At 70.4% G+C, this 19170-nt stretch carries 18 protein-coding genes; 8 read left to right on the plus strand and 10 right to left on the minus strand.

The features are described 5' to 3' along the window. Nucleotides 1-66: 66 nt before the first annotated feature. The 7 genes from O7631_RS30790 to O7631_RS30820 form a co-directional block, all read right to left on the minus strand. The gene (locus O7631_RS30790) at nt 67-1473 is read right to left on the minus strand and encodes a hypothetical protein (protein WP_278147461.1); all 1407 of its coding nucleotides are present in this window, start codon (nt 1471-1473) and stop codon (nt 67-69) included. Then, complete coding sequence (locus O7631_RS30795) at nt 1470-2000, minus strand: SigE family RNA polymerase sigma factor (protein WP_278147462.1); 531 nt, start codon at nt 1998-2000, stop codon at nt 1470-1472. Before O7631_RS30795 ends, O7631_RS30790 begins: the two co-directional genes overlap by 4 nt. A 93-nt stretch (nt 2001-2093) precedes the next feature. Continuing rightward, on the minus strand, nt 2094-2468 hold the full coding sequence (locus O7631_RS30800) for a YciI family protein (protein WP_278147463.1): 375 nt from the start codon (nt 2466-2468) through the stop codon (nt 2094-2096). 187 nt (nt 2469-2655) lie between these two features. Further along, the gene (locus O7631_RS30805) at nt 2656-3540 is read right to left on the minus strand and encodes a hypothetical protein (RefSeq protein WP_278147464.1); all 885 of its coding nucleotides are present in this window, start codon (nt 3538-3540) and stop codon (nt 2656-2658) included. A gap of 42 nt (nt 3541-3582) precedes the next feature. Further along, nucleotides 3583-4302: a hypothetical protein gene (locus tag O7631_RS30810; protein ID WP_278147465.1), complete on the minus strand. Its 720-nt coding sequence runs from the start codon at nt 4300-4302 to the stop codon at nt 3583-3585. Nucleotides 4303-4393: 91 nt separating this feature from the next. Further along, nucleotides 4394-7195: a BTAD domain-containing putative transcriptional regulator gene (locus tag O7631_RS30815; protein WP_278148073.1), complete on the minus strand. Its 2802-nt coding sequence runs from the start codon at nt 7193-7195 to the stop codon at nt 4394-4396. A gap of 89 nt (nt 7196-7284) precedes the next feature. Further along, nucleotides 7285-8079, minus strand: coding sequence for a hypothetical protein (locus O7631_RS30820; protein WP_278147466.1), 795 nt, complete (start codon nt 8077-8079; stop codon nt 7285-7287). Nucleotides 8080-8264: 185 nt separating this feature from the next. On the opposite strand from O7631_RS30820, the gene O7631_RS30825 reads away from it, so the two are divergent. The 5 genes from O7631_RS30825 to O7631_RS30845 all read left to right on the plus strand — a co-directional run bounded on the left by O7631_RS30825 (nt 8265) and on the right by O7631_RS30845 (nt 15127). Further along, nucleotides 8265-11330, plus strand: coding sequence for a BTAD domain-containing putative transcriptional regulator (locus O7631_RS30825; protein WP_278147467.1), 3066 nt, complete (start codon nt 8265-8267; stop codon nt 11328-11330). 48 nt (nt 11331-11378) lie between these two features. After that, nucleotides 11379-12050, plus strand: coding sequence for an SMI1/KNR4 family protein (locus O7631_RS30830; RefSeq protein WP_278147468.1), 672 nt, complete (start codon nt 11379-11381; stop codon nt 12048-12050). A gap of 278 nt (nt 12051-12328) precedes the next feature. Then, complete coding sequence (locus tag O7631_RS30835) at nt 12329-12622, plus strand: hypothetical protein (RefSeq protein WP_278147469.1); 294 nt, start codon at nt 12329-12331, stop codon at nt 12620-12622. Beyond that, the gene (locus tag O7631_RS30840) at nt 12619-13242 is read left to right on the plus strand and encodes an RNA polymerase sigma factor (RefSeq protein WP_278147470.1); all 624 of its coding nucleotides are present in this window, start codon (nt 12619-12621) and stop codon (nt 13240-13242) included. Before O7631_RS30835 ends, O7631_RS30840 begins: the two co-directional genes overlap by 4 nt. Beyond that, the gene (locus O7631_RS30845) at nt 13229-15127 is read left to right on the plus strand and encodes a GGDEF domain-containing phosphodiesterase (RefSeq protein ID WP_278147471.1); all 1899 of its coding nucleotides are present in this window, start codon (nt 13229-13231) and stop codon (nt 15125-15127) included. Before O7631_RS30840 ends, O7631_RS30845 begins: the two co-directional genes overlap by 14 nt. A gap of 60 nt (nt 15128-15187) precedes the next feature. Here O7631_RS30845 and O7631_RS30850 read toward each other — a convergent pair whose 3' ends face one another. Together O7631_RS30850 and O7631_RS30855 are read right to left on the minus strand one after the other, a co-directional pair. After that, entirely contained in the window at nt 15188-15376 is a 189-nt protein-coding gene (locus O7631_RS30850; protein WP_278147472.1) for a DUF397 domain-containing protein, read from the minus strand. Continuing rightward, complete coding sequence (locus O7631_RS30855; RefSeq protein ID WP_278147473.1) at nt 15366-16214, minus strand: helix-turn-helix transcriptional regulator; 849 nt, start codon at nt 16212-16214, stop codon at nt 15366-15368. Before O7631_RS30855 ends, O7631_RS30850 begins: the two co-directional genes overlap by 11 nt. A gap of 207 nt (nt 16215-16421) precedes the next feature. Between O7631_RS30855 and O7631_RS30860 the strand changes: the two genes are divergently transcribed. Genes O7631_RS30860 through O7631_RS30870 form a run of 3 tightly spaced genes read left to right on the plus strand, consistent with a single transcriptional unit; the run spans nt 16422 to nt 17787 of the window. After that, entirely contained in the window at nt 16422-16568 is a 147-nt protein-coding gene (locus O7631_RS30860) for a hypothetical protein (protein WP_278147474.1), read from the plus strand. After that, the gene (locus O7631_RS30865; protein ID WP_278147475.1) at nt 16568-17587 is read left to right on the plus strand and encodes a helix-turn-helix domain-containing protein; all 1020 of its coding nucleotides are present in this window, start codon (nt 16568-16570) and stop codon (nt 17585-17587) included. The genes O7631_RS30860 and O7631_RS30865 overlap by 1 nt, the downstream gene beginning before the upstream one ends. Next, on the plus strand, nt 17545-17787 hold the full coding sequence (locus tag O7631_RS30870) for a hypothetical protein (RefSeq protein ID WP_278147476.1): 243 nt from the start codon (nt 17545-17547) through the stop codon (nt 17785-17787). The genes O7631_RS30865 and O7631_RS30870 overlap by 43 nt, the downstream gene beginning before the upstream one ends. 96 nt (nt 17788-17883) lie before the next feature. On the opposite strand, the gene O7631_RS30875 is transcribed toward O7631_RS30870, so the two are convergent. Beyond that, on the minus strand, nt 17884-18264 hold the full coding sequence (locus O7631_RS30875; RefSeq protein ID WP_278147477.1) for a hypothetical protein: 381 nt from the start codon (nt 18262-18264) through the stop codon (nt 17884-17886). Nucleotides 18265-19170: the final 906 nt, after the last annotated feature.

The raw sequence follows: 19170 nt of genomic DNA on the forward strand, positions 1-19170 counted from the left end.
GGCAGCAAGTCCGGGCCTGCCCGCCTGGCCGAGCCGTCCTCGGACGGCTCGGCCGGACGCCGCGCCTCAGGGGGTCACCCGGGTGGCTGGGCGGTCCCCCGGCAGGCCCGACATGTCGGCCTCGCCCGGCGGCAACGGGGTGACACCGAGGACGCTGCCGTCCGGGGCGTACGCGGTGAGGGTCGCCGGCTGGTCCGGGGGCACGGAGGCGCTGCCGGCGTTCGACGCGTCGAGGGTCACCGGGGCCGGGGGCGCGCCATCCACCGTGATCGTGACGCGGGCCGCTCCCGGCGGGGCGATCACCCGTACCTGACCGGTCGGCGTGCGGGTGCCGTCGTCGCCCCGAACCCGCCAGCCGAGCGGACGACTGTCGACGCCCTCGGCCGGCAGCAGCAGCCGCAGATCGGTCCACCAGCCGGTCCGTTCGTCGCCGTGCATCGCGTACGCGATCACTCCCCCGCCGGCCGGCTGCACGGTGAGCAGAGCGGCGGCCTGGCCGTGCGCGCTGCCCGACCACCGCACCCGTACGGTCGTGCCGGCGGCCGGGAGGCGACTGTCCTGTAGTGCCTTCTCCACGAAGGTGCGCAGGCTGGCGTCGTCGAGCGAAGCACCTTGCCGGGCGGCGGTCAGCAGGGCGTCCATCTCCGGCCCGGTGGGGTCGATCGCGGCGTACGGGCCACCGCCCAGGCCGCCCTGGAAGAACACCCGGTCGCTTCGGCTGACCCGGACCACCGGCTCGTTGGGAAGCGGCGTGGCGGGCAGGACGGCGAACCCGACTCCGGTGTCGTCAGCCGTGGCGCGGTTCTCGTACTCCAGCGTGCCCCTTGCCGTGTACCGAGGTTCGCCGCTGATGGACACGGTGGAGTCGACCGGTCCGACGACGACAGCGAATCCGCCGGGACCGCCCTGCATCAGTGTCATCACCGGGTCGTCGGCGCTCTCGCTGTGGCCGCCGTAGCGCATCTCGTCGGCGCTGCCGCCGGCCGGACCCACGTACCAGACCAGGGTCTCCCTGGTCAGCAGGCCCAGCCGCAGCGGCACCGCGACCAGCGCGACCCGGTGGCCCGGCTGGTCGCTGCCGTAGACCAGGCGGATCCGGTCGCTGTCGACCCTCCACCTGCCCACCGGGGTGTCGGTCCGCACCGGCGGCTCGGCGCTGATGCGCTTGCGCAGCGCATCCAGCCAGGCGTGGTCACCGACCAGCGCGCCCCGTGGCGGTGCGTCGAGGAGCGCGGTCGGGGCGGCGGCGACCGCGATGCCCGGCGCCCATCCGGGCAGCGGCACCACGTTGGCCTGGACCCCGACGAGCGCGACCCCGACCGCGGCGGCCACCGCCGTCCGGATCAGCCGCGTCCGCTGGTGGCGTCGCTCGCGGCGCGCGAACGTCGGCCACGGATCCTCGGGTACGTCGACTCCGTGCGCCGCCTGCCGGAGCGTGGAACCGAGCGTCGAACCCGCGAAGTCCTCGGTCATGCCAGTTCCTCCTCGAGCCGTACGGGGGGCTGTGCCGCGGGCGGGACGAAATCGGCCCGCAGTCGGGCCAGCCCACGCGACGCCTGGCTCTTGACCGAGCCGACGGAGCAACCGAGGACCGCTGCGGTGTCGGCCTCACTGAGGTCCTCGAAGTAGCGCAGCACGAGCACCGCCTGGGTCCTCGGCGGCAACCGTCGCAGCGCGGCCAGGAGCAGGTGACGCTGCTCCACCTGCGCGTACGCGTCATGCGCCGGTGTGCTGTCGGAGGTCAGCAGGGGCACCTCCAACGGCCGCCGTCGACGTCGCCAGGAGATCGCCGTGTTGACCATCACCCGGCGTACGTAGACCTCGGGGGCGTCCCTGCGCAGCACCCGCCCCCAGCGCCGATGGGTCTTCTCCAACGCCGACTGCGTCAGGTCCTCGGCTGTCCCCCGGTCGCCGGTGAGCAGGTAGGCCGTTCGGAGCAACGATCCCCACTGCCGTTGGACGAACAGTCGGAACTGTTCGTCGTCCTCGTGCCGACTCACGCCACCTCCAGGTCGCATCCGCCCCGCGTACGCGGGGCGGATGCACTGTGAGACGCCGTCGACGACGCCCGAGGTTGAGTCGGCAGGGATGTGTCAGCCCCGGGCGGCCGTCTCGCGGAGCATCGCGTCGACCTCGGGGTCCGGCATGATCTCGCGGACCTCCTGTGCGCACCGGCACGCGGCGGCCATCTTGGCGGCCCACTCGAGAGCCTCCTCGCGGGTGGCCACGTCGACGATCGTGAGACCACCGATGACCTCCTTGGTCTCCGGGAAGAGGCCGTCGGTGACAGTGCCGTCGGTGGCCACGATGCTCGCCTGCTGCCGTTCGAGGCCACCGCCGTACACCCACACGCCGGCGGCCACGGCCTCCTGGCTCACCGCGTGCGCGGCCTTGCCCACGTCGGGGAAGTCCGCGGCGGGGATGTGGTCCATCGCGCCGTCGTTGAACGAGATCAGATACCGCGCCATCGCATGACTCCCTTGTTCCGGCGGCCCTCTTCGGCCGCCCCTCGCCTGGTCTACGAACGGCTCGTCGCAGATTCGACGGAGCGCCGGAAGAATTCTTACCCGGATTGTCGTCCCCCGGGGTCGGTGCCGACCCGACACCGTCCGGACCCCGCACGGCAGGGCCCGGACGGAGGTGGAGGTCCTACCGCTAGAACCCGTCCCACTGGCGGGCGGAGCACTTCCACGTCTTCCCGTCATCCTGCGAGATGCAGACCGCGAGGAACTTCCCGAGGAAGGGAAGGCTGAAGGTGAAGATGTGGGCCTTGGTCTTCGCGTACGGCACGCCGGACTTCTCGGCGATGTCGGCCAGCGCCCACCCCGGGTCCGGCCGGTCCAGCGTCGCCACCCGGCGCAGCGACGGGATGTCCCCGCCGTCCAGGAGGGTCTGGATCTCGTCCGCCGACGGCTCGCCGTCACCGGTCAACGTTTCCACCGTGGACGGCCCGTCGACCGCCACGCCGTTGACCTTCTCGAAGGCCGCCTTCGTGCCACCCACAGTGGTCTCACCGGCCAGGTCTAGGGTGAAGGTCTCTACGCCTCCCCGGCTCGCCAGGAGGCATTCCCAGACGGACTTGCCGCTGGCGACGCACATGGTCAGGCACCAGTTCCGGCCGCCGGGCACCGACGAGGCGAAGATCAGCGACGTCGCCGTCCCGCTCTCACCTCTGCCGTCGTACGTGCCGTCGGCGAGGTCGGCCATGGTCGTGCCCAGGATGTCCCGGCTGCCCGGCATCGTACCGACGACCTTGACGCCGTCGACCTCCCTACCGGCGACGAGCGCTTCGAGCTGGTCGTCGGTGAGGTTCCGGCCGCCGGTGTCGACGGCCAGCACCGTGTCCAGGTCGCCGACGGGTCGACCGGTCAGGTCCTCGAGCTGGTGGAGCATCGTCCCCGGAGCACCGGGGTGGTCGGTGACCGTCGTCCGGGCCTCGTCCCCGGCGGCGTGTGACGGGGCGTACGAAGCTGTCAGCCCGACGATCAGGGCGGTCGTGACGATGGTGGCGCGCCTGGTGACGGTCCGCAGAGCTGTCATCGTGTCCTCATTCCGCTGTCTCGGTGATCGCTGTCGGCCGGGCTACCAGCGACACGTGACCAGGTCGCCCGTCGTGTTCGGGGAACCCCACTCGCAGTGGTCGTCGATCCACTCGCCGATCTCGCCGATCGTGTCGACGATCCAGGCGAAGACCGACTTGATCGCGCCCCAGAGGCTGAAGTAGACGACGGTCGTCTCCGGTGTGCCGCCGACCCCGTCGACGACGTCCTTCGTCGACATGGCGGGATCCGGCTTGTCGAGGGTGCCCAGCACGCGTACACCGGTGTCGTCCTTGCCGGCCAGCAACGCCGCGACCTGCTCCGGGGTCCGCTCCTTGCCGTCGTCGACCGCCACGACCGCGCGGTCGATCAGCACCTCTTGGCTGCCGCTGACGGCTCGGGCGATGCCGGCGATCTCGCCCAGGGTGAGGTCGTTTCCGAGCGCGGGACCGGTGAACCGCCGGACCGAGACGGCACCGGACGGGTCGATCTGGATCTCGGCGGCCCTGATCAGGTCGTCCGGGCCGAACGGCTCCCAGGCGTACGTCCACTGCCCGCCGAGGCAGCGGAACACGCCGTGCATCCGACCGTCGGGCTCGGTCTCGGTGCGGTCGACTCCACCGCGTTCGTCGACGTACTGGACCACACAGTCGGTGCCCTTGCGCGGCGGCTTGTCGGTCTGGGCCACGGCGGCGGAGGACACGGTCAGCACCATCGCGCTGACCACCCCGACCACCGCGAGGCAGCGTGCCAAGCGACTCATCGAACACTCCATTCCTGGAGAGGGAAACTGGTGCTCGAAGGGTGCCGGCCTCCGCTGAAACGGCCCGGAAAGCCCGCTGAAAGCGGGTGCGTCAGTGCAGCTGGGCGGCGTCGAGCTGTGCGAGGTCGACGCGGATCGCCTCGGCGTCGGCATCGCCGAGGTCGTCGAGGATGGTCAGGGCCCGACGCCACGCGGCACGGGCGGCGCCGAAGTCGGCGAGGGCACGGTGGCTGCGACCGAGATTGGCGTACGTGCTGGCTTCGGCGTAGCGGTCCTGGACCTGCGTGAAGAGGTCGAGGGCCTGCTCGTAGCAGGCGATCGCCCGCCGGTCGTCGCCGAGCTGGTGATGGGCGTGGCCGAGGCTGTCCCAGGTGTCGGCCTGCCCCTGGACGTCGTCCACCTCCCGCAACATCCCCAGCGCCGCACCGCACGACTCCAGGGCGCGGTGGTAGTCGCCGAGCAGTGCCTCCTGCCAACCGACCGCGTTGAGGGTGTACCCCTGCCCGGCCCGGTTGTCGATCCCCCGGAACAGGGTCAACGCCCGCCGGGAATGGGTGAGGGCATGCTGGTACCGCCCCTGACGCTCCGCGAGCTGCCCGAGGTTCAAACACGTGTGTGCCCGCCCGGCGTCGTCGCCGACGACGGTGAACAGGTCGAACGCCCGCCGCAGATGGTCGTCGGCCTCGTCGTACCGGCGGAGCCGGGAGCAGGCGAGCCCGAGACTGCGGTGCGCGTGGCCCTGCCCGGCCTGGTCGCCGACGCGGGACGCGGCGGCGAGAGCGATCCGCTGCGTACCGAGCCAGTCCTGCCAGTGCCCCTGCCGGTGCAGGAAGCCGGCCATGGTCCACGCGAGCCGCCAGGCGTGACCCTCGAAGCCGGATCGCGCCGCGAGGGGTACGGCGGCGAGCAGGACGGGGAGTTCGGCGGTGAACCACGCCGTGGCGGCCGCCTTGCTCCGGGGTCGTTCCGGCGTCACGCCCTCCCTCGGCGGCACGAGGCTGATCTCGCTGAAGTGCGGGTGCAGCACGAGGTCGGCGGCGTGGGCGGTGTGCAGGCAGTGGTCGAGCAGCCGGTGGACGGCGGCAGCACGTTCGGCCGGTGGTTCGGCCTCGTCGGCGAGGCCGGCGGCGTACGCGCGTAGCAGGTCGTGGAACGCGTAACGCCCGTAGGTGTGTTCGGTGAAGAGGTTCGCCCGGGTCAGTTCGGTGAGCACCGGACCACTCGCCGGCGGGGCGACGCCGGCCAGGCTCGCCACGGCCGGGGCGGAGACGTCCGGGCCGGGGTGCAGGCTCAGCAGCCGGAACAGCCGGGCCGCTGGTGGGCTGAGCGTCCTGCACGACCAGGAGAACACGGCCCGGACGTCGGTGGCCTCGTCTCCCCCGTCGAAGGCGTCCAGGTCGCTCAGCTCGCCGGCGACGGCGTCCAGGTTGCGCAGCTCGCCGGCGACGGCGGCCAACGAGAAGTGCCGGTTGGTGGCGGCTCTGGCCGCGACCACGGCCAGGGCGATGGGCAGCCGCGCGCACCGTTCGGCGATGTCGTTCGCCGCGGCGGGTTCGGCGGCGACCTGGCGCTCCCCGAGTCGACGGACCAGCAGGTCGCGGGCTTCGCCGGGGCTCAGCAGGTCGAGGGGCACCGGTTGGGCGCTCTCGGTGACGACCAACGGGACGAGCTGGTCGCGGCTGGTGACGACCGCGAGGCAGTCCGGTGAGCCGGGCAGCAGCGGCCGGACCTGTTCCGCGTCGCGCGCGTTGTCCAGCACGACGAGGAGACGCCGGCCCGCGACTGTGGTCCGGTACAGGCTCACCATCGCGTCCGGGTCGCTCGGCATCCGGGCCGCCGGCACGCCGAGCGCCTCCAGGAACCCGTGCAGCGCCCGCGCCGGCTCGGTCGGTGCGGCCCCCGGGTCGAAGCCGCGCAGGTTCACGTAGAGCTGCCCGTCCGGGAAACGCTCGGCCGAACGGTGCGCCCAGTGCACGGCGAGCGCGGTCTTGCCCACCCCCGCGGTACCGGAGATCACGACGGCGCCACCCCTGTCGACGAGCGCGTCGAGGGCGGCCAGTTCCGCGTCGCGTCCGGTGAACGTCGGCACGGGAGGCGGCAGCTGCGCCGCCACCGGCACCTGGGGCGGCGCAGTCGGTGCGGGCGCGGCGATCGCCGTGTCCTGGCGCAGGATCGCGCACTCCAGATCGCGCAGCCGCGGACTCGGGTCGATGCCGAGGTTCTCCCGGAGCGTGTCGCGCAGCCGCCGGTACGTGGCGACCGCTTCCCCCTGGCGGCCGTCGCGGTACAGGGCGAGCATCAACTGCGCGTGCAGCTGCTCGTCGAACGGGTGCTCCCGGACGAGCCGTTCCAACCCGGGGACCAGTCGAGCGTGCTCGCCGAGGGACAGCCGGGCCTCGGCGAGTGCCCGCTCGGCCTCCAACCGCAGGCGCGCCAGGTGTTCCGCCTGCTCCTCGAGCCAGGGGGACCCGGCCACGTCGGCCAACGGCGGTCCACGCCACAGCGCCACCGCTGCGGTCAGCTGCTCCACCCGCTCGTTAGGGTCCGTCGTCCGCCGGGCCAGGTCGAGGAGACGCTCGGCGGCCTGCACGTCAGTGGACTCCGGCCCGGTGTCGAGCAGGTAACCGGGCTGGCGCGCCACGATCGATCCAGGCTCGCCGAGCACTCCGCGTAGGTAGGAGACGTGACGTTGCAACGTGTTCGCGGCGGTGGCCGGCAGGTCGTCGCCCCAGACCACGTCGATCAGCCGGTCGACGCTCACCACCCGACCCGCGTGCAGCGCCAACGTCGCCAGCACCGCCCTGCGGCGCAGGCCGTTGACCGCCTGCGGCCCGTCGCCGACGACCACCTCCACCGGTCCGAGCAGCCGGACCCGTACGCCCGTGCCAGCCATCGAGATCACCGAATCAGGCTAAATCCGGAGCCCGGCCCGCTCGATCTGTTCGTCGCGCAATGGACACGATCGACGGCTGACCTGGGTCGTCAGCCGGTGTACTTGCCGTTGCGGGTGTCCCCCCACGTCCCGTCGTAGTGCACCTTGCGGTAACGGTGCACCGAACCCTTCTTGACCGCCTGCCAGTGGGCGTACGCCACCTCGTAGTCGTGGTGCTTGTAGTACTCGCCGAACGACTTGTAGTAGATCCGGTGCCGGGCGTACCCACCGCAGTTGGCGAGGTAGCTGTAGGCGTACATCTTCATGCCGCCGAAGTCGGACGCGTAGTACGTCCTGGCCGGGTGCCACACCGACGACGGATTCGGGTAGCCGGGGAACTCGGCCCAGTTGTACGAGTTCCAGTACAGGTCCCAGCAGGTCATCGTCGCCGCTGTGGACATTCCACTCGACGTCGGCGCGACGAGGTCGTCGGCGACGACCGGGGACGCCACGATGGTCCGGTAGGCCAGCTCCGGTGGGGTCGGCGTGCCGGCCGGCGGCTCCGACAGCAGCACCCTGGGCACCGGCACCGACCTGGGCGTGATGCTCAGGTACGTCTGCAACATGCTCTGCTCGTCGTCGTACGCCAGGGGCGCGTTGCGGCCCATCTCCCCGTCCTGACGAAGGCCCCAGTCGCCGGACAGCTCGTCGCGGGAGAACACCACCCGCACACCGTTGCGGTAGCCCAACCGCGCCAGCTCGACGTCACGGTCCACGGGCTCCTCGTCGTACACCAGTGGGGCCGCCCCGCCGGCGGCGCTGGCCGGCGTGGCGTTCCACACGGCCATCGTCGGCAGGACGACCAGCACCGCGAGCAGCGCGCGTCCCGACAGCATTCTTGCCATCACAACTCCTCACCCGATCGATTGCGAGACGCGGACCCGGACGGTTCGCGCCTCGGCGTGTCCGGGACATCCTTCGAGGCGAGGTTCAGAGCGTCGTCAAGGTGGCGTCAAAAGCGCTGGGCTTTCGGTGTCGTAACGGCGACGCTCCCGTATGCCTGGCCGCCGGAACAGCGCCCAATGAAACGATGAACGCCCCGACGGATCGCGGATGGAGCCGGCGGTGCACGGTCGTGGTCGCCGCAGCCGGCTACGGCAAGACCGTCGCCGTGCGAGGCTGGCTGGGCGACCGCTCGGCGCGGTGGTGTGACGGCCCGGATGTGGCCGCCCTGGCGACGGCGGGACCGGATTGGCTCACCTCCATCGGCGACCGATCCGCGATCGACCTGCCCGCCGGCGAACCGAGCTGGCTCATCCTCGACGACGTGCCGCGACTCTCCCGCCGACGGCTACAGACCCTGCTGGACACCCTCGAACAGCTTCCCCCGCACCTCAGGGTCGTCCTGGTGACCCGTCACCCGCCGACACTGCCCCAGCGGCAGTCGGGGCTGCTCGCCGAGCACGGTCCGACGGATCTTCGGCTCTCGCTCGACCAGGTGGCGTCCGTACTCGCTGCCGACCACAGCCTCACCGACCCGGCGCTCGCGGCCCGGATCCACGCCGCGACCGGTGGCTGGCCGGCGCTGGTCACCCTGGCCGCCCGGACGGCCGCTGCCGCCGGCACGAACTGGCACGACCCGACTGAACCCGGAACGCTCCTGGAGTCCTACCTGGCGCGGGAGGTGTTCGCGGAGCTGCCGCCCGAAGTCCACCGACTGCTGCGGGACGCGGCGCACCTCGACCCGATCCACCCCGACCTGGCCGGCGTCCTCGGGCACCGGCACAGTGTTCGTCAACTCGACCACCTGGCCCGCGCCGGCATTCTCGTGCCGGTGACGGCGGGCGGGCACACGTACCGGATGGTGCCGGTCGTGGCCAGCGTCGCCCGCCGCCGTCTGCCCCTGGGTCCGGCGGCGACGCAACACCTGCACGCGAGAGCCGCAGCGTGGTACGCCGAGCACGGCCACCTTGTTCCTGCCCTTCGGTCGTACGGCAGATCCGGTGTCGCCGAGGCGGCGGCGCCGGTCCTCGACGGCCACGGCGCGGAGCTGATCGCCTCGGGCGGCGCCGAGGCCGTCGTCGACGCCTACCAGGCCCTACCCGAGCGCGCCCGGTCCGACGGGCTGCGGCTGCTCTACGGGGAGGCGCTGCAGATGCGTGGCGACTTCGACGCCGCACTCGCCGTGTACGCCACACTGGACGCCCGGCGGGAGGCCCTCCCGGCCGGACTCGCCTGGCAGTACGGCCTCGTGCACTACCTGCGCGGCGAACCGCAGACCGCGCTCGAGGTCTTCCAGCGCGGTCAGCTCGACCCCCACCCGTCCACCGACAACGTGCGGCTGCTCGCCTGGACCGCATCGGCGCAGTGGACGACCGGGAACGCCGAGGCGTGCCGGCACAACGCCGAACGCGCCCTCGTGGCAGCGACAGCCGTCGGCGGCGACGCCGCACTCGCCGCCGCGCACACCGCCCTCGCCCTCGACGCCAAACTGCGTGGTGATCGGCCGGCCGCCGACGAGCACCACGAGAGGGCGCTGCGGGCCGCCGAGGCGGCGCGGGACACGATCCAGGTGACCCGGATCCGCGCGAACCGTGCGTCCGCCCTGGTCGGCGAGGGCCGATACCTCGAAGCGCTGGCCGAGGTGCGACCCGCTGTGGAGTTGGCCCACAGCAACGGGCACGCCGCGATGCTGGCGCTGGCACTCTGCAACGAGGGCTCGGCCTACTTCCGCCTCGGTCAGCTCGCCGAGGCCAACGAGTGCTACGAACGCGCCGTACCGCTGCTGCAGCGCATGGGCTCCCGCAAGGTGGCGTACCCCCTGGTAGGGATCGGCGACGTGCACGCGCTGCGGGGCCGGACCACCCTGGCTCGCGCGGCGTACGAGGAGGCGCTGCGCGCCAGCGAGCCCGTCGACGACCATCAGATCCAGGTGCCGGCGCTCGCCGGACTGGCCCGCGTCCTGGCCGCCGAGGACGGCGCCGCGGCGTTCGCCCTGGCCCAACGCGCCGTCGAACTGGAACGCGGCCCCGACTCGGCGACCGCCCGACTCGCGCTCGGCTGGGTGGCGCTGGAGATCGGCGACCACGAGCGGGCCGCGACGGTGGCGCTGATGGCGTCCACCGCCGCCCGGCTGCACCGGGACCGCGCGGCGCTCGCCGAGGCGTTGGAGCTTCGCGGGGCCGCCGCCGTCGACGTCGACGACACCCGTCAAGCCTGGCGGGAGGCGGCGGCGACCCTGCGCGACATCAGGTCCGCCGTGGCCGCGGACCGACTCGCGGTGCTGCTCAGCAGGCTGCCCGGCGCCGACCCCCAGGAACGGGTCGACGCCCTCCTCGCCGCCGAACGGCTGACCGCTGCCGGTGTACCGCCGCCGACGCTCCGCCGGCACGGCCCGTGCCGCGTCGCACAGGTCACCGTCCGCACGCTCGGACGCTTCGAGGTGTACGTGGACGGCGCGCAGGTGCTGGCCACCGCATGGCAGTCCCGCAAGGCACGGGACCTGCTGCGGATCCTCGCCTCCCGACGGGGTCGAGCGGTGCCCCGGGAGCAGCTCGGCGAGATGCTCTGGCCCGCCCAGGACCCGGAGCGGGTCAGCCATCGGCTGTCCGTGGCCCTGTCCACCCTCCGCGGTGTCCTCGACCCGGAGCGCCGTACGTCGACCGACCACTTCGTCATCGCCGCGCATCCCAGCCTGGCGCTCGACGTCGATCACGTCGAGCTGGATGTGGAGGAGTTCCTCACCGAAGCCGCACACGGCTTCCGGCTGGCAGAGCACGGTGAGACGGACGACGCGCGCGCCACGCTCCTCCTCGCCGAGCAGCGCTACCGGGGCGACTTCCTGGAGGACGAGCCGTACGACGACTGGTCCCGTTCGACCCGCGAGGAGGCACGTCGGGTCTACCTGCGTGTCGTACGCAAGCTGGCCTCGCTGGCACACGGCGTCGACGAGACCGTCCGCCACCTCGGTCGCGCCCTGGAATTGGAGCCCTACGACGAGGGCGTGCACGGCGAGTTCGTCCGGACGTTGACGGCTGCGGGCCGGCACGGCGAGGCCGCCCAGGCGTACCGACGGTACGTGGAGGCGATGTCCTCGATCGGTGTACCGGCTCAGGCGCGTGGCGATCTTTTCACGCCGGGCGGCAGTGTCGCATGAGGTAGGTGAGGCACCCCAAGAACCAACTCAGCTTGTATCGTGCCGTCCGTGACACGCCGCCACGACTGGTCAGACGTCCGCGAACGGCTCGCGCGGCTGGCCGCCGCGCCCGGTGCCGATGATGTCTTCGGCTCCCTCGGCCACGGTTGGCAGCTTGAGCCGCCACTGCTGGCCGAGGAACTGGCCGAGGTCGAGAGGCAGCTTCAGGTGGAGCTACCCGGCGACTACCGATCCTTTCTGTTGAAGGCGGGAAGGGGAGGCGCGGGGCCGGCTTACGGGCTCTTCCCCATGCGCCGCGCGAACGGGCGGTGGCAGTGGGAGGGTGACGGCGCCACCCTTACCGATCTGGACACCCTCGGGCAGCCCTTTCCTCACACCGAGGCGTTCAACCCGGCCGATGATCTACCTGAGCCACCGAACGAGGCGGACTACGACTCGGTGGACGAGTTCAACGCGGCTGAGGACGAGTACACGGAGCAGCATGACGCCATCGTCTTCAAGCCCGAGCACTCGATCGGGTTGTTGTACCTGTGCCACCTCGGTTGCGCGCTACGGGAGGCTCTCGTCGTCAGCGGCCCGGCACGGGGGCAGATGTGGGCTGACGACACCGCCGACGATGGCGGCTTCTCGCCGCTCCGCGATGACGACGGAACGCCGCTCGACTTCACCCGGTGGTATCGGCGCTGGCTGAACGAGTCGGAAACCAAGGTCCACCCTTAACCCCCCGCTGGTAGCTCTCAGTCGCGGACCCAGTCGGTTGGATCCATCCGCCACGCGTGGTCAGAAATCTACCGAGAGTAGCCGGACGGGTGCGTCATGGAAGTCGACAGCCGGAGCACCCACTCCTCGCTGGACGTGCCGGTAGCATGACTTTGGGGAGTATTACCAGGTAAAAGCTTGATCGCTGATCAAGACACAATAATGTGGACGGTCAGACATCTACATTCGCCCCTCGCCACGGATAGTAATTAGCTAGCCGGGGACGATGAGGGGAAACGATGAACGAAACGTTGGCGACGGCCATCTCCGATCACGGAGCGTTGGCCTTGGTGCTGGCCATCGCCGGGACGACGGCAGGGTTGCTACGCGCATACGTCTCGCACCGAACACGCCTGCACGAGGAACGTGAGGCGTCGGCACGAACCGCCGCCCGGGCCACCTGGCTGACCAGGCTGGCGGAGGCCAACCACGACGTCGTGCGGATCGTGGAGCGCGACCGGGACGGGCATCGCGAGGTGGAGCTGGGCAGCCTCGACTCGGCTCGGCGCGACGCGACCAGGGAGGCCGCGTGACCGGGGTGGAGGGCACCGCCGCTCTGACACCGGAGCCGGTCGACAGTGAAGTGGCGCGCAGAGCGGAGGCCGCGCGCCTCAAGGCCGAGCACGACAGGGAGTTCGCCACTTTCGCCGAGGACAGCTACCACACTGTGGAGGGGATTCTCCGCGCGGCGTGCTGGAACCGCGAGGTGGTTCAGGACGCGCTCAACGAGGCGTACCTGCACGGGCGCGTCCAGTGGCCCAAGATCCGCGCCTACGCCGAGCCGATCGGCTGGGTGATCATCACGGCTCGCAACAAGATCCGCAAGGAGCTGCAACGACGCCAGCGCGAAGCAGCGTTCGCGCCGGAGGACCTGCCGCCGGCACCGCACACCGATATCTCCGACGTGTGGGAAGCGCAGGAGATGCTGCGAAGCTGGCTGCACCGCCTGCCGTCGCGGCAGGCCGAGGTGTTCCAGATGTCTCGCAAGGGGTTCTCCAACCAGGACATCGCACGCATCCTCGGACTGGCCGAGAACAGCGTCCGCTCCTACAAGCTCGCTGCCCGCAAACGCCTGCAAGAGCTGGCCGAGGAGGCCGGCTACACGGCCTCGGAAGGCCGACGGCGCCAGGGAGGCAGCCGTGGACCTCGATGACATTCTGGCGTTGGCCGAGACCAGCCAACCCAGTCCGCTGGAACTCGCCCGTGCCCGCCGCGTGGCACGGGCCGCGCAGAGCGAGTACGACCTGGCCGTCGCCGACGGATACGAGATCATCGTCGATGCCGACCTCGTCGACCCGCTGACCGCGGCCGTCGACGAGGCGACCAGAGTCGCTCGTGCCGCGCAGCTCGCACAGCTCGGCACGATCACCTGGACGATCGGCGACCCCGGGCGTCTCTCCTGGTCGGACGAGATGGCGATGATATTCGGGCACGCGCCGGGGACACTGCGCCTCACCCCTGGAACACTTGCCCGCCTCGTCCATGCCGCGGACGTGGACCGAGTTCGCGAGGTCGTGCGAACGGCATGGCAACACCGCCACCCCGATGAGGTCACCTTCAGGGTGATCCAGCCGAGTGGCGCCGTGCGGCACGTGCACTGCCACATCGAAATCCTCACCACCGACGGCGCACCGTCGGGGATCATCGCCACCGGCGCGGACACCACAGCGCTCGAACTCGCCCGGCAGGAACGTCGCCGGCTCGCCACCCGTACCGACATGCTGTGTGCCGACCTGGGCGCGCTGGACCTCGTCAGCGGACTGCCGACCCGCAGCTGGCTGACCGACGAGGTCGACCGAGCCCGCCGCACCATTGGCGGGGCACTCATCGTCGTGGCAACCGAACCCACCAGCCGGCTGTCCGGGGCGCTCACCGACGAGAACCGCGACCAACTGACGGCGGATGTCGCACAGCTCCTGCGGACGACCGTCGGTGACGAGGTGACCTGCGGCCTGGTCGGCTCCGGCCTCTGGGGCGTACTCCTCGCTCCGACCGCAGAGCACGCCGAGCCTCCCGAGACCCTGGCGGCCCGGATCGTCGACACCTTCCGACGCCACCTTTTCAGCGTTCAGCACCGGACGGTGCGGCTCAACACGTGGGCGGGCCTCGTACTCTTCGGAAGCGACATCGCGGCGACCGGGTTCGACCTGCTCATCGACGGCGAACACGCGGCGCGCGACGCGCGCCGCAACGTCGTCCCGACCCGCGTCCTGACCGAACCCACGGCGACCGACGACCGGACAGACAGATGCCGTTTGCAGGTACGGCAGGCGGTGTCCGCCGACAGGTTCGCCCTCTATGCCCAGCCCATCGTCGACCTGCGACTCAACGAGGTCACCCGCCACGAGATCCTGCTGCGAGTCCGCAGCGACACCGGCGAGTCCGTGGCACCGTGGGCCTTCCTCGACATGGCTGAGCGCGTCGGCGAGATCCTCACCGTGGACAAGTGGGTCATCGACCATGCCCTCGAACTGATCGGCCGCGGCGCCCAGACCTCCCACTACCAGGTCAACATCTCCGGCAAGTCCCTCGCCGACCCGGGCCTGCTCACCTACGTGACCGAGGCGATCCGCCGACACGGGGTGAAGCCGGAATGCCTGACCTTCGAGATCACCGAAACCGCCCTCATCGAGAACCGGAACGAAGCCCTCGCCTTCGCGACGGGGATCAGGGAGATCGGCTGCCACCTCGCCCTTGACGACTTCGGTACGGGCTACGGCGCCCTCGCTCACCTGAAGTACCTTCCGGTGGACCTGGTGAAGATCGACGGCGTGTTCATCGTCGACCTCTGCCGGTCGCCGGCCGACCAGGCCGTCGTCTCGAAGCTGGTGGAGCTCTGCCAGACGCTCGGCATCCGTGTTGCCGCCGAATACGTCCAGGACGAGGAGACCCTGGACTTCCTGAAGAGCTGTGGGGTCGACTTCGCCCAGGGCTACAAGACCGGACGACCCGAACCGCTCGACATCAGCCCCGAGAAGGCGGTGCGCACGATCGAATTCGAACTGCAGCTCCCACCGCAACACAGCGCCATGGGCTGACCAGCGGACCGCCTACGCCCCCTGGCGGACGGGACGACGCTTCGTCCACATCGTCTCGGCTCAGGGGCGGCAGGTGTTCGTCTTGATGGTGTGGACGAACGCGTCCCAGGCGGCCGGCGTGAAGCTCAACAGCCCAGCTTCGGGAGCCTTGGAATCGCGGACGTCGACTCCGGCGCCTCGGTCGCGGACCTCCACGCACTGGCCGTTGCTGCCGGAACGGCTCGACGTGCGCCAGGCGTTACGTTGCATGCTTGCTCAGCTCCCTGATGAACGTGACCGACTCGGCGGGCGACATCGCCAGCATCTTCAGATTGTCGTACGCCGCCGACAGCCGCGCCAGATCACGAGCCGACTCCAGGAACAGCTCGCCCGCCAGGGTTTCGATGTAGCCCAGTGGCGGCTCGTCCTGCTCGAAGCTGAGCAGGACGAAGCCACTGCTGTCGGCGAGGTGAGCACCGGCTTCGAAGCGCAGCACCTGGATCGTCACGTTCGGCAGCCGACTCTGCGCGACCAGGTGGTCGAGCTGTTCACGCAGCACGTCCGCGCCGCCGACCTCGGTGCGCAGCGACGCCTCGGAGAGGATGGCGTGCATCCGCAGTGGGTTCGGTTGCCGGCGCAACACCTCCTGCCGGGTCATCCGGGCGGCGACTCGCTGGTCGATGGTGTCCGGGTCGGTCTCGCGGCCGATCACGTTGACCTCACGGGCGTAGCTCTCGGTCTGCAACAGACCGGGCACGAGCATCGGCTCGAAGTTCTTGAGTTCCACCGCCTCGATCTCGTACGCGATGTAGGTGGCGTACTTACCGCCGAGGCGCTGCCACCAGCCGTCCTCGCGCAGCGCCCGCGCCTGGTCGAGCAGCGAGGTGCCCGGCTCCTCGTCGATCCGGACGCCGTACGCCACCAGCAACTCCATCACGTCGCCGGCACGCGGTCTGATCTCACCCGACTCGATCCGGCTGATCCGCGACGGCGAACAGTCGACGATCTCGGCCGTCGCCTCACCGGTCAGTCCCTTCGCCTCGCGCAGCTTGCGTAGCTCTCGACCGAGTCGGCGGGAGCGCGGTGTCGCGGGCGTAAATCGAGGCATGCCGTGATTCTGCACTCCAGCTCGCTTTCGCTTTGCCGTCGAGCACATGCCCGGCGTGTCGATCATGCACGCCTTCTTGCTTTGCATCACATGATGCGCGAATCTGACACGTGTCGGCTACAAAGCGTCACCACAGCGCGAGCAGCCGGCGAACCGCCGCAGACGCGACACCTCTCGGCCCGACCCGGCCAGAAAGCGAGCGTGCACATGGCTTCCGAAGCCCTGTCGATCGTGTTCGGCGGCCTGGTGCCGGGCTTCCTGGCCGGGCTCCTCGCCTTCCGGGTCAAGTCCCGCTGGTGTCCGCGCTGCGGCGAGTCCACCGACGCCGTGCAGCCATCGGCAGAGCGCGAGTGATGACCGGGCCTGGCCGACGCCACGGCAACGAGCCGCCCATCGGGCGACGGATGGCCGAGCTGCGGGCACGCCGCGGCATGAGCCAGCAGGTCTTCGCCGACCGGATCCGCAAGTCGAAGAGTTGGGTGGACAAGGTCGAGCGTGGCGTCCGTACCCTCGATCGACTCTCGGTGATCGAGACGGTCGCCGGGGCCCTCGGTGTCGCCCCCGACGTCCTGCTTGCCGGCACTGCGCCGCGCGAGCCGATCGCCGACACCAGCGGCGACGTGGAACGGGTCCGCGCGGCCCTCGCTCGCTACGACATGCCCGGCTCCCGCAACGACGACCGACCAACGCCGTCGTTGGCCAAGCTCGACAACCAGGTGGGGTACGCGTGGACGGCGTACCGCCACGGTCATCATCCACAGTTGCTACGGCTGCTGCCAGACCTGCTCGTCAACAGCCGCCGGGTCTGTCACCCGCAGCCGCAGGAGGCGGCGGACCTGTTGATACGGGTGTACCGGCTCGCCGCTCAGGTGTTGGTCAAGCTCGGCGAGGCCGACCTGGCCTGGCTGGCCGCCGATCGGGCGATGGGCGCCGCCGGCAGCGACTCCTGGCGTGGCGCCCTGGCGGCGGTCTCTCTCGCGCAGGCACTGCGGGCCCTGCGGCGAGGCCCATTGGCGACGACCGCCGCCGTTGACGCCGTACACCAGTTGGACCTGGCCCCGTCCCACCTCCGTCGACCGGGCGGACCGGGCGTGACGGGGACCCTGTTGATCGAAGCGGCGCTCGCCGCCGCTGTCAGCGGAGACGCCACCGCCGCCGGCGAACTCATCGAGCGCGCAGCTCGCCTCGCCGACGACACCAACTGCTACGACGCCGACGGCATCGCGTTCGGGCCCATCCCGGTCGACCTCGCGCGTGCCCTGATCGCGATGTGGTCCGGCGACCACCAACTGGCCGTCACCAGACACCGAAGCGCCACCAGCGGTAAGGCTTGGAGCACCTGCTCCCCGCCGAACACCGGGCAGCCCACCTGATCGACATCGCCCACGCTCACCTCGACACTGGAGACGCAGGCGCTGCCGGCCGAGCCCTGGTCGCCGCCGATCGCATCGCACCTGCGGAGACACGGATCCGCCCCGCCGCCCGGGAAGCGCTGACCTCCGTGCTCCGCGCCGGACAAACGGCGGCCGACGTGGTCCGCCTGGCCGGCACCATCGGACTGGCCCGGCAGTAGTTGCCGGAAGGGCAGACAGGCTCACGCATGCCTGCCCTTCCGGTGCGCGCCGAACTAAGCCATCGACGTACGCAATTGACGCTGTCTCGATCAGCGTCATGCCGGGTTGATGGACCAGTTTCCATCGGCGGTAACCTGCACCAGAGCTGGCGCTTCCAAAGGACGGGTGCCCGAATACCCGCCGATTTCATTGACCAGTAGCCCACCCTCCCCCGTCTCCAAGTTGTAGGCGTGAACCGCGAAGTTCCCCTGCCCCTTCGAATGGGTGATCTTGGCCGTCTCGGCGTCGCCACCCAACACAATCACGTCGTCGCCCCGCCCCGACGCCTTCCCGCTGGCAGCCTGTGTCGCCATCTGCCCAACCGAACCGATCGTCAGGGTCCACTTACCGCTGGTCTCGACCTCGAACTCCGTGGTGAGCGAGTCCTCCTCAAGATTGATCCAGCGCTTGCCTGTGTAGGCGCCGATCTCATTCACCAGCAGCCCGTCCGGTCCGTCCGACTTGAGAACTGTGTTGCTAGTACATCTAGGGCAGGAGAATTTGACTACCGCGAGGTCAGTGAGATTGCCGACCTTGATGACGTCGTCGCCGCGGCCGGTATAGACCTTCGGCTTCGGAGCAGGCGGGGACGGGGGCGGTGGCGGTGGGGCGGCGCTTGTGGGCGGCGGCGCTGAACTGGTCGTGGGCGCGACGGCCGGTGCGGCGACGGCCGAACTGGTTACGCTGGGCCGAGGCGTCGCGCTGGCGCTGCTATCGACCGGCTTCTCACCTCCCTGCGAGGTCAGCGCGCCGACGATTCCTATCCCACAGCAAAGGACGAGGACGGCGGCAATTCCGCTGAGGATCCACAGCAGTGGCTTTGTCTTCCGAGACGCCGCGACGGGCGGGCCAAGCGCTGGCTCCGTCTGCGACGGCCCTCCTGGCTGGTGAAACTGCTGCGCAGTTGCGTCGTCGGGCCCAGGTTGCTGCGGATATGTCAATGGTGGCTCCCTGACTCATCGGGGTTTCGTCGATCGTGATCGCTGCAATCGCCCCAGTCAGCGCGTTGTCGATTTGGTGACAGGTGTTCCATCTGCTCGGTGAGGGAACGGTGGCACGATGGCCGGGCCAGCCCGACCGGTTGGCTCGCTGGCCGTAGTGACGAAGAACGGCACGAGCCTGAATGGTCACTTGGAAGCGGTCACTCAGTCGCGATCATCGGCCGTGCGATAGGCCCCGATCATCGTTAAGGCGACCGAGCTTGCGGACGACAGAGCGCGCGTACGGCAAGCACGGCGTGTTTCGCCGCCCGTGGCGTCCCACGGATCAACCCTGGGTGGGGCCAGGGGTGGAAAGGCCACGAGACGCTGGTCTACCGAAGACACAGCTGGCAACGGTTGTTG

The sequence above is a fragment of the Micromonospora sp. WMMD967 genome (assembly GCF_029626165.1).
GTDB lineage: Bacteria > Actinomycetota > Actinomycetes > Mycobacteriales > Micromonosporaceae > Micromonospora > Micromonospora taraxaci.

What these genes read in the sequence shown, in the direction of transcription:
- O7631_RS30790 (WP_278147461.1), bottom strand. Translation starts at nt 1,473, where the DNA reads ATGACCGAGGACTTCGCGGGTTCGACGCTCGGTTCCACGCTCCGGCAG.
- O7631_RS30800 (WP_278147463.1), bottom strand. Translation starts at nt 2,468, where the DNA reads ATGGCGCGGTATCTGATCTCGTTCAACGACGGCGCGATGGACCACATC.
- O7631_RS30805 (WP_278147464.1), bottom strand. Translation starts at nt 3,540, where the DNA reads ATGACAGCTCTGCGGACCGTCACCAGGCGCGCCACCATCGTCACGACC.
- O7631_RS30810 (WP_278147465.1), bottom strand. Translation starts at nt 4,302, where the DNA reads ATGAGTCGCTTGGCACGCTGCCTCGCGGTGGTCGGGGTGGTCAGCGCG.
- O7631_RS30815 (WP_278148073.1), bottom strand. Translation starts at nt 7,195, where the DNA reads ATGGCTGGCACGGGCGTACGGGTCCGGCTGCTCGGACCGGTGGAGGTG.
- O7631_RS30820 (WP_278147466.1), bottom strand. Translation starts at nt 8,079, where the DNA reads ATGGCAAGAATGCTGTCGGGACGCGCGCTGCTCGCGGTGCTGGTCGTC.
- O7631_RS30825 (WP_278147467.1), top strand. Translation starts at nt 8,265, where the DNA reads ATGAACGCCCCGACGGATCGCGGATGGAGCCGGCGGTGCACGGTCGTG.
- O7631_RS30835 (WP_278147469.1), top strand. Translation starts at nt 12,329, where the DNA reads ATGAACGAAACGTTGGCGACGGCCATCTCCGATCACGGAGCGTTGGCC.
- O7631_RS30850 (WP_278147472.1), bottom strand. Translation starts at nt 15,376, where the DNA reads ATGCAACGTAACGCCTGGCGCACGTCGAGCCGTTCCGGCAGCAACGGC.
- O7631_RS30855 (WP_278147473.1), bottom strand. Translation starts at nt 16,214, where the DNA reads ATGCCTCGATTTACGCCCGCGACACCGCGCTCCCGCCGACTCGGTCGA.
- O7631_RS30860 (WP_278147474.1), top strand. Translation starts at nt 16,422, where the DNA reads ATGGCTTCCGAAGCCCTGTCGATCGTGTTCGGCGGCCTGGTGCCGGGC.
- O7631_RS30865 (WP_278147475.1), top strand. Translation starts at nt 16,568, where the DNA reads ATGACCGGGCCTGGCCGACGCCACGGCAACGAGCCGCCCATCGGGCGA.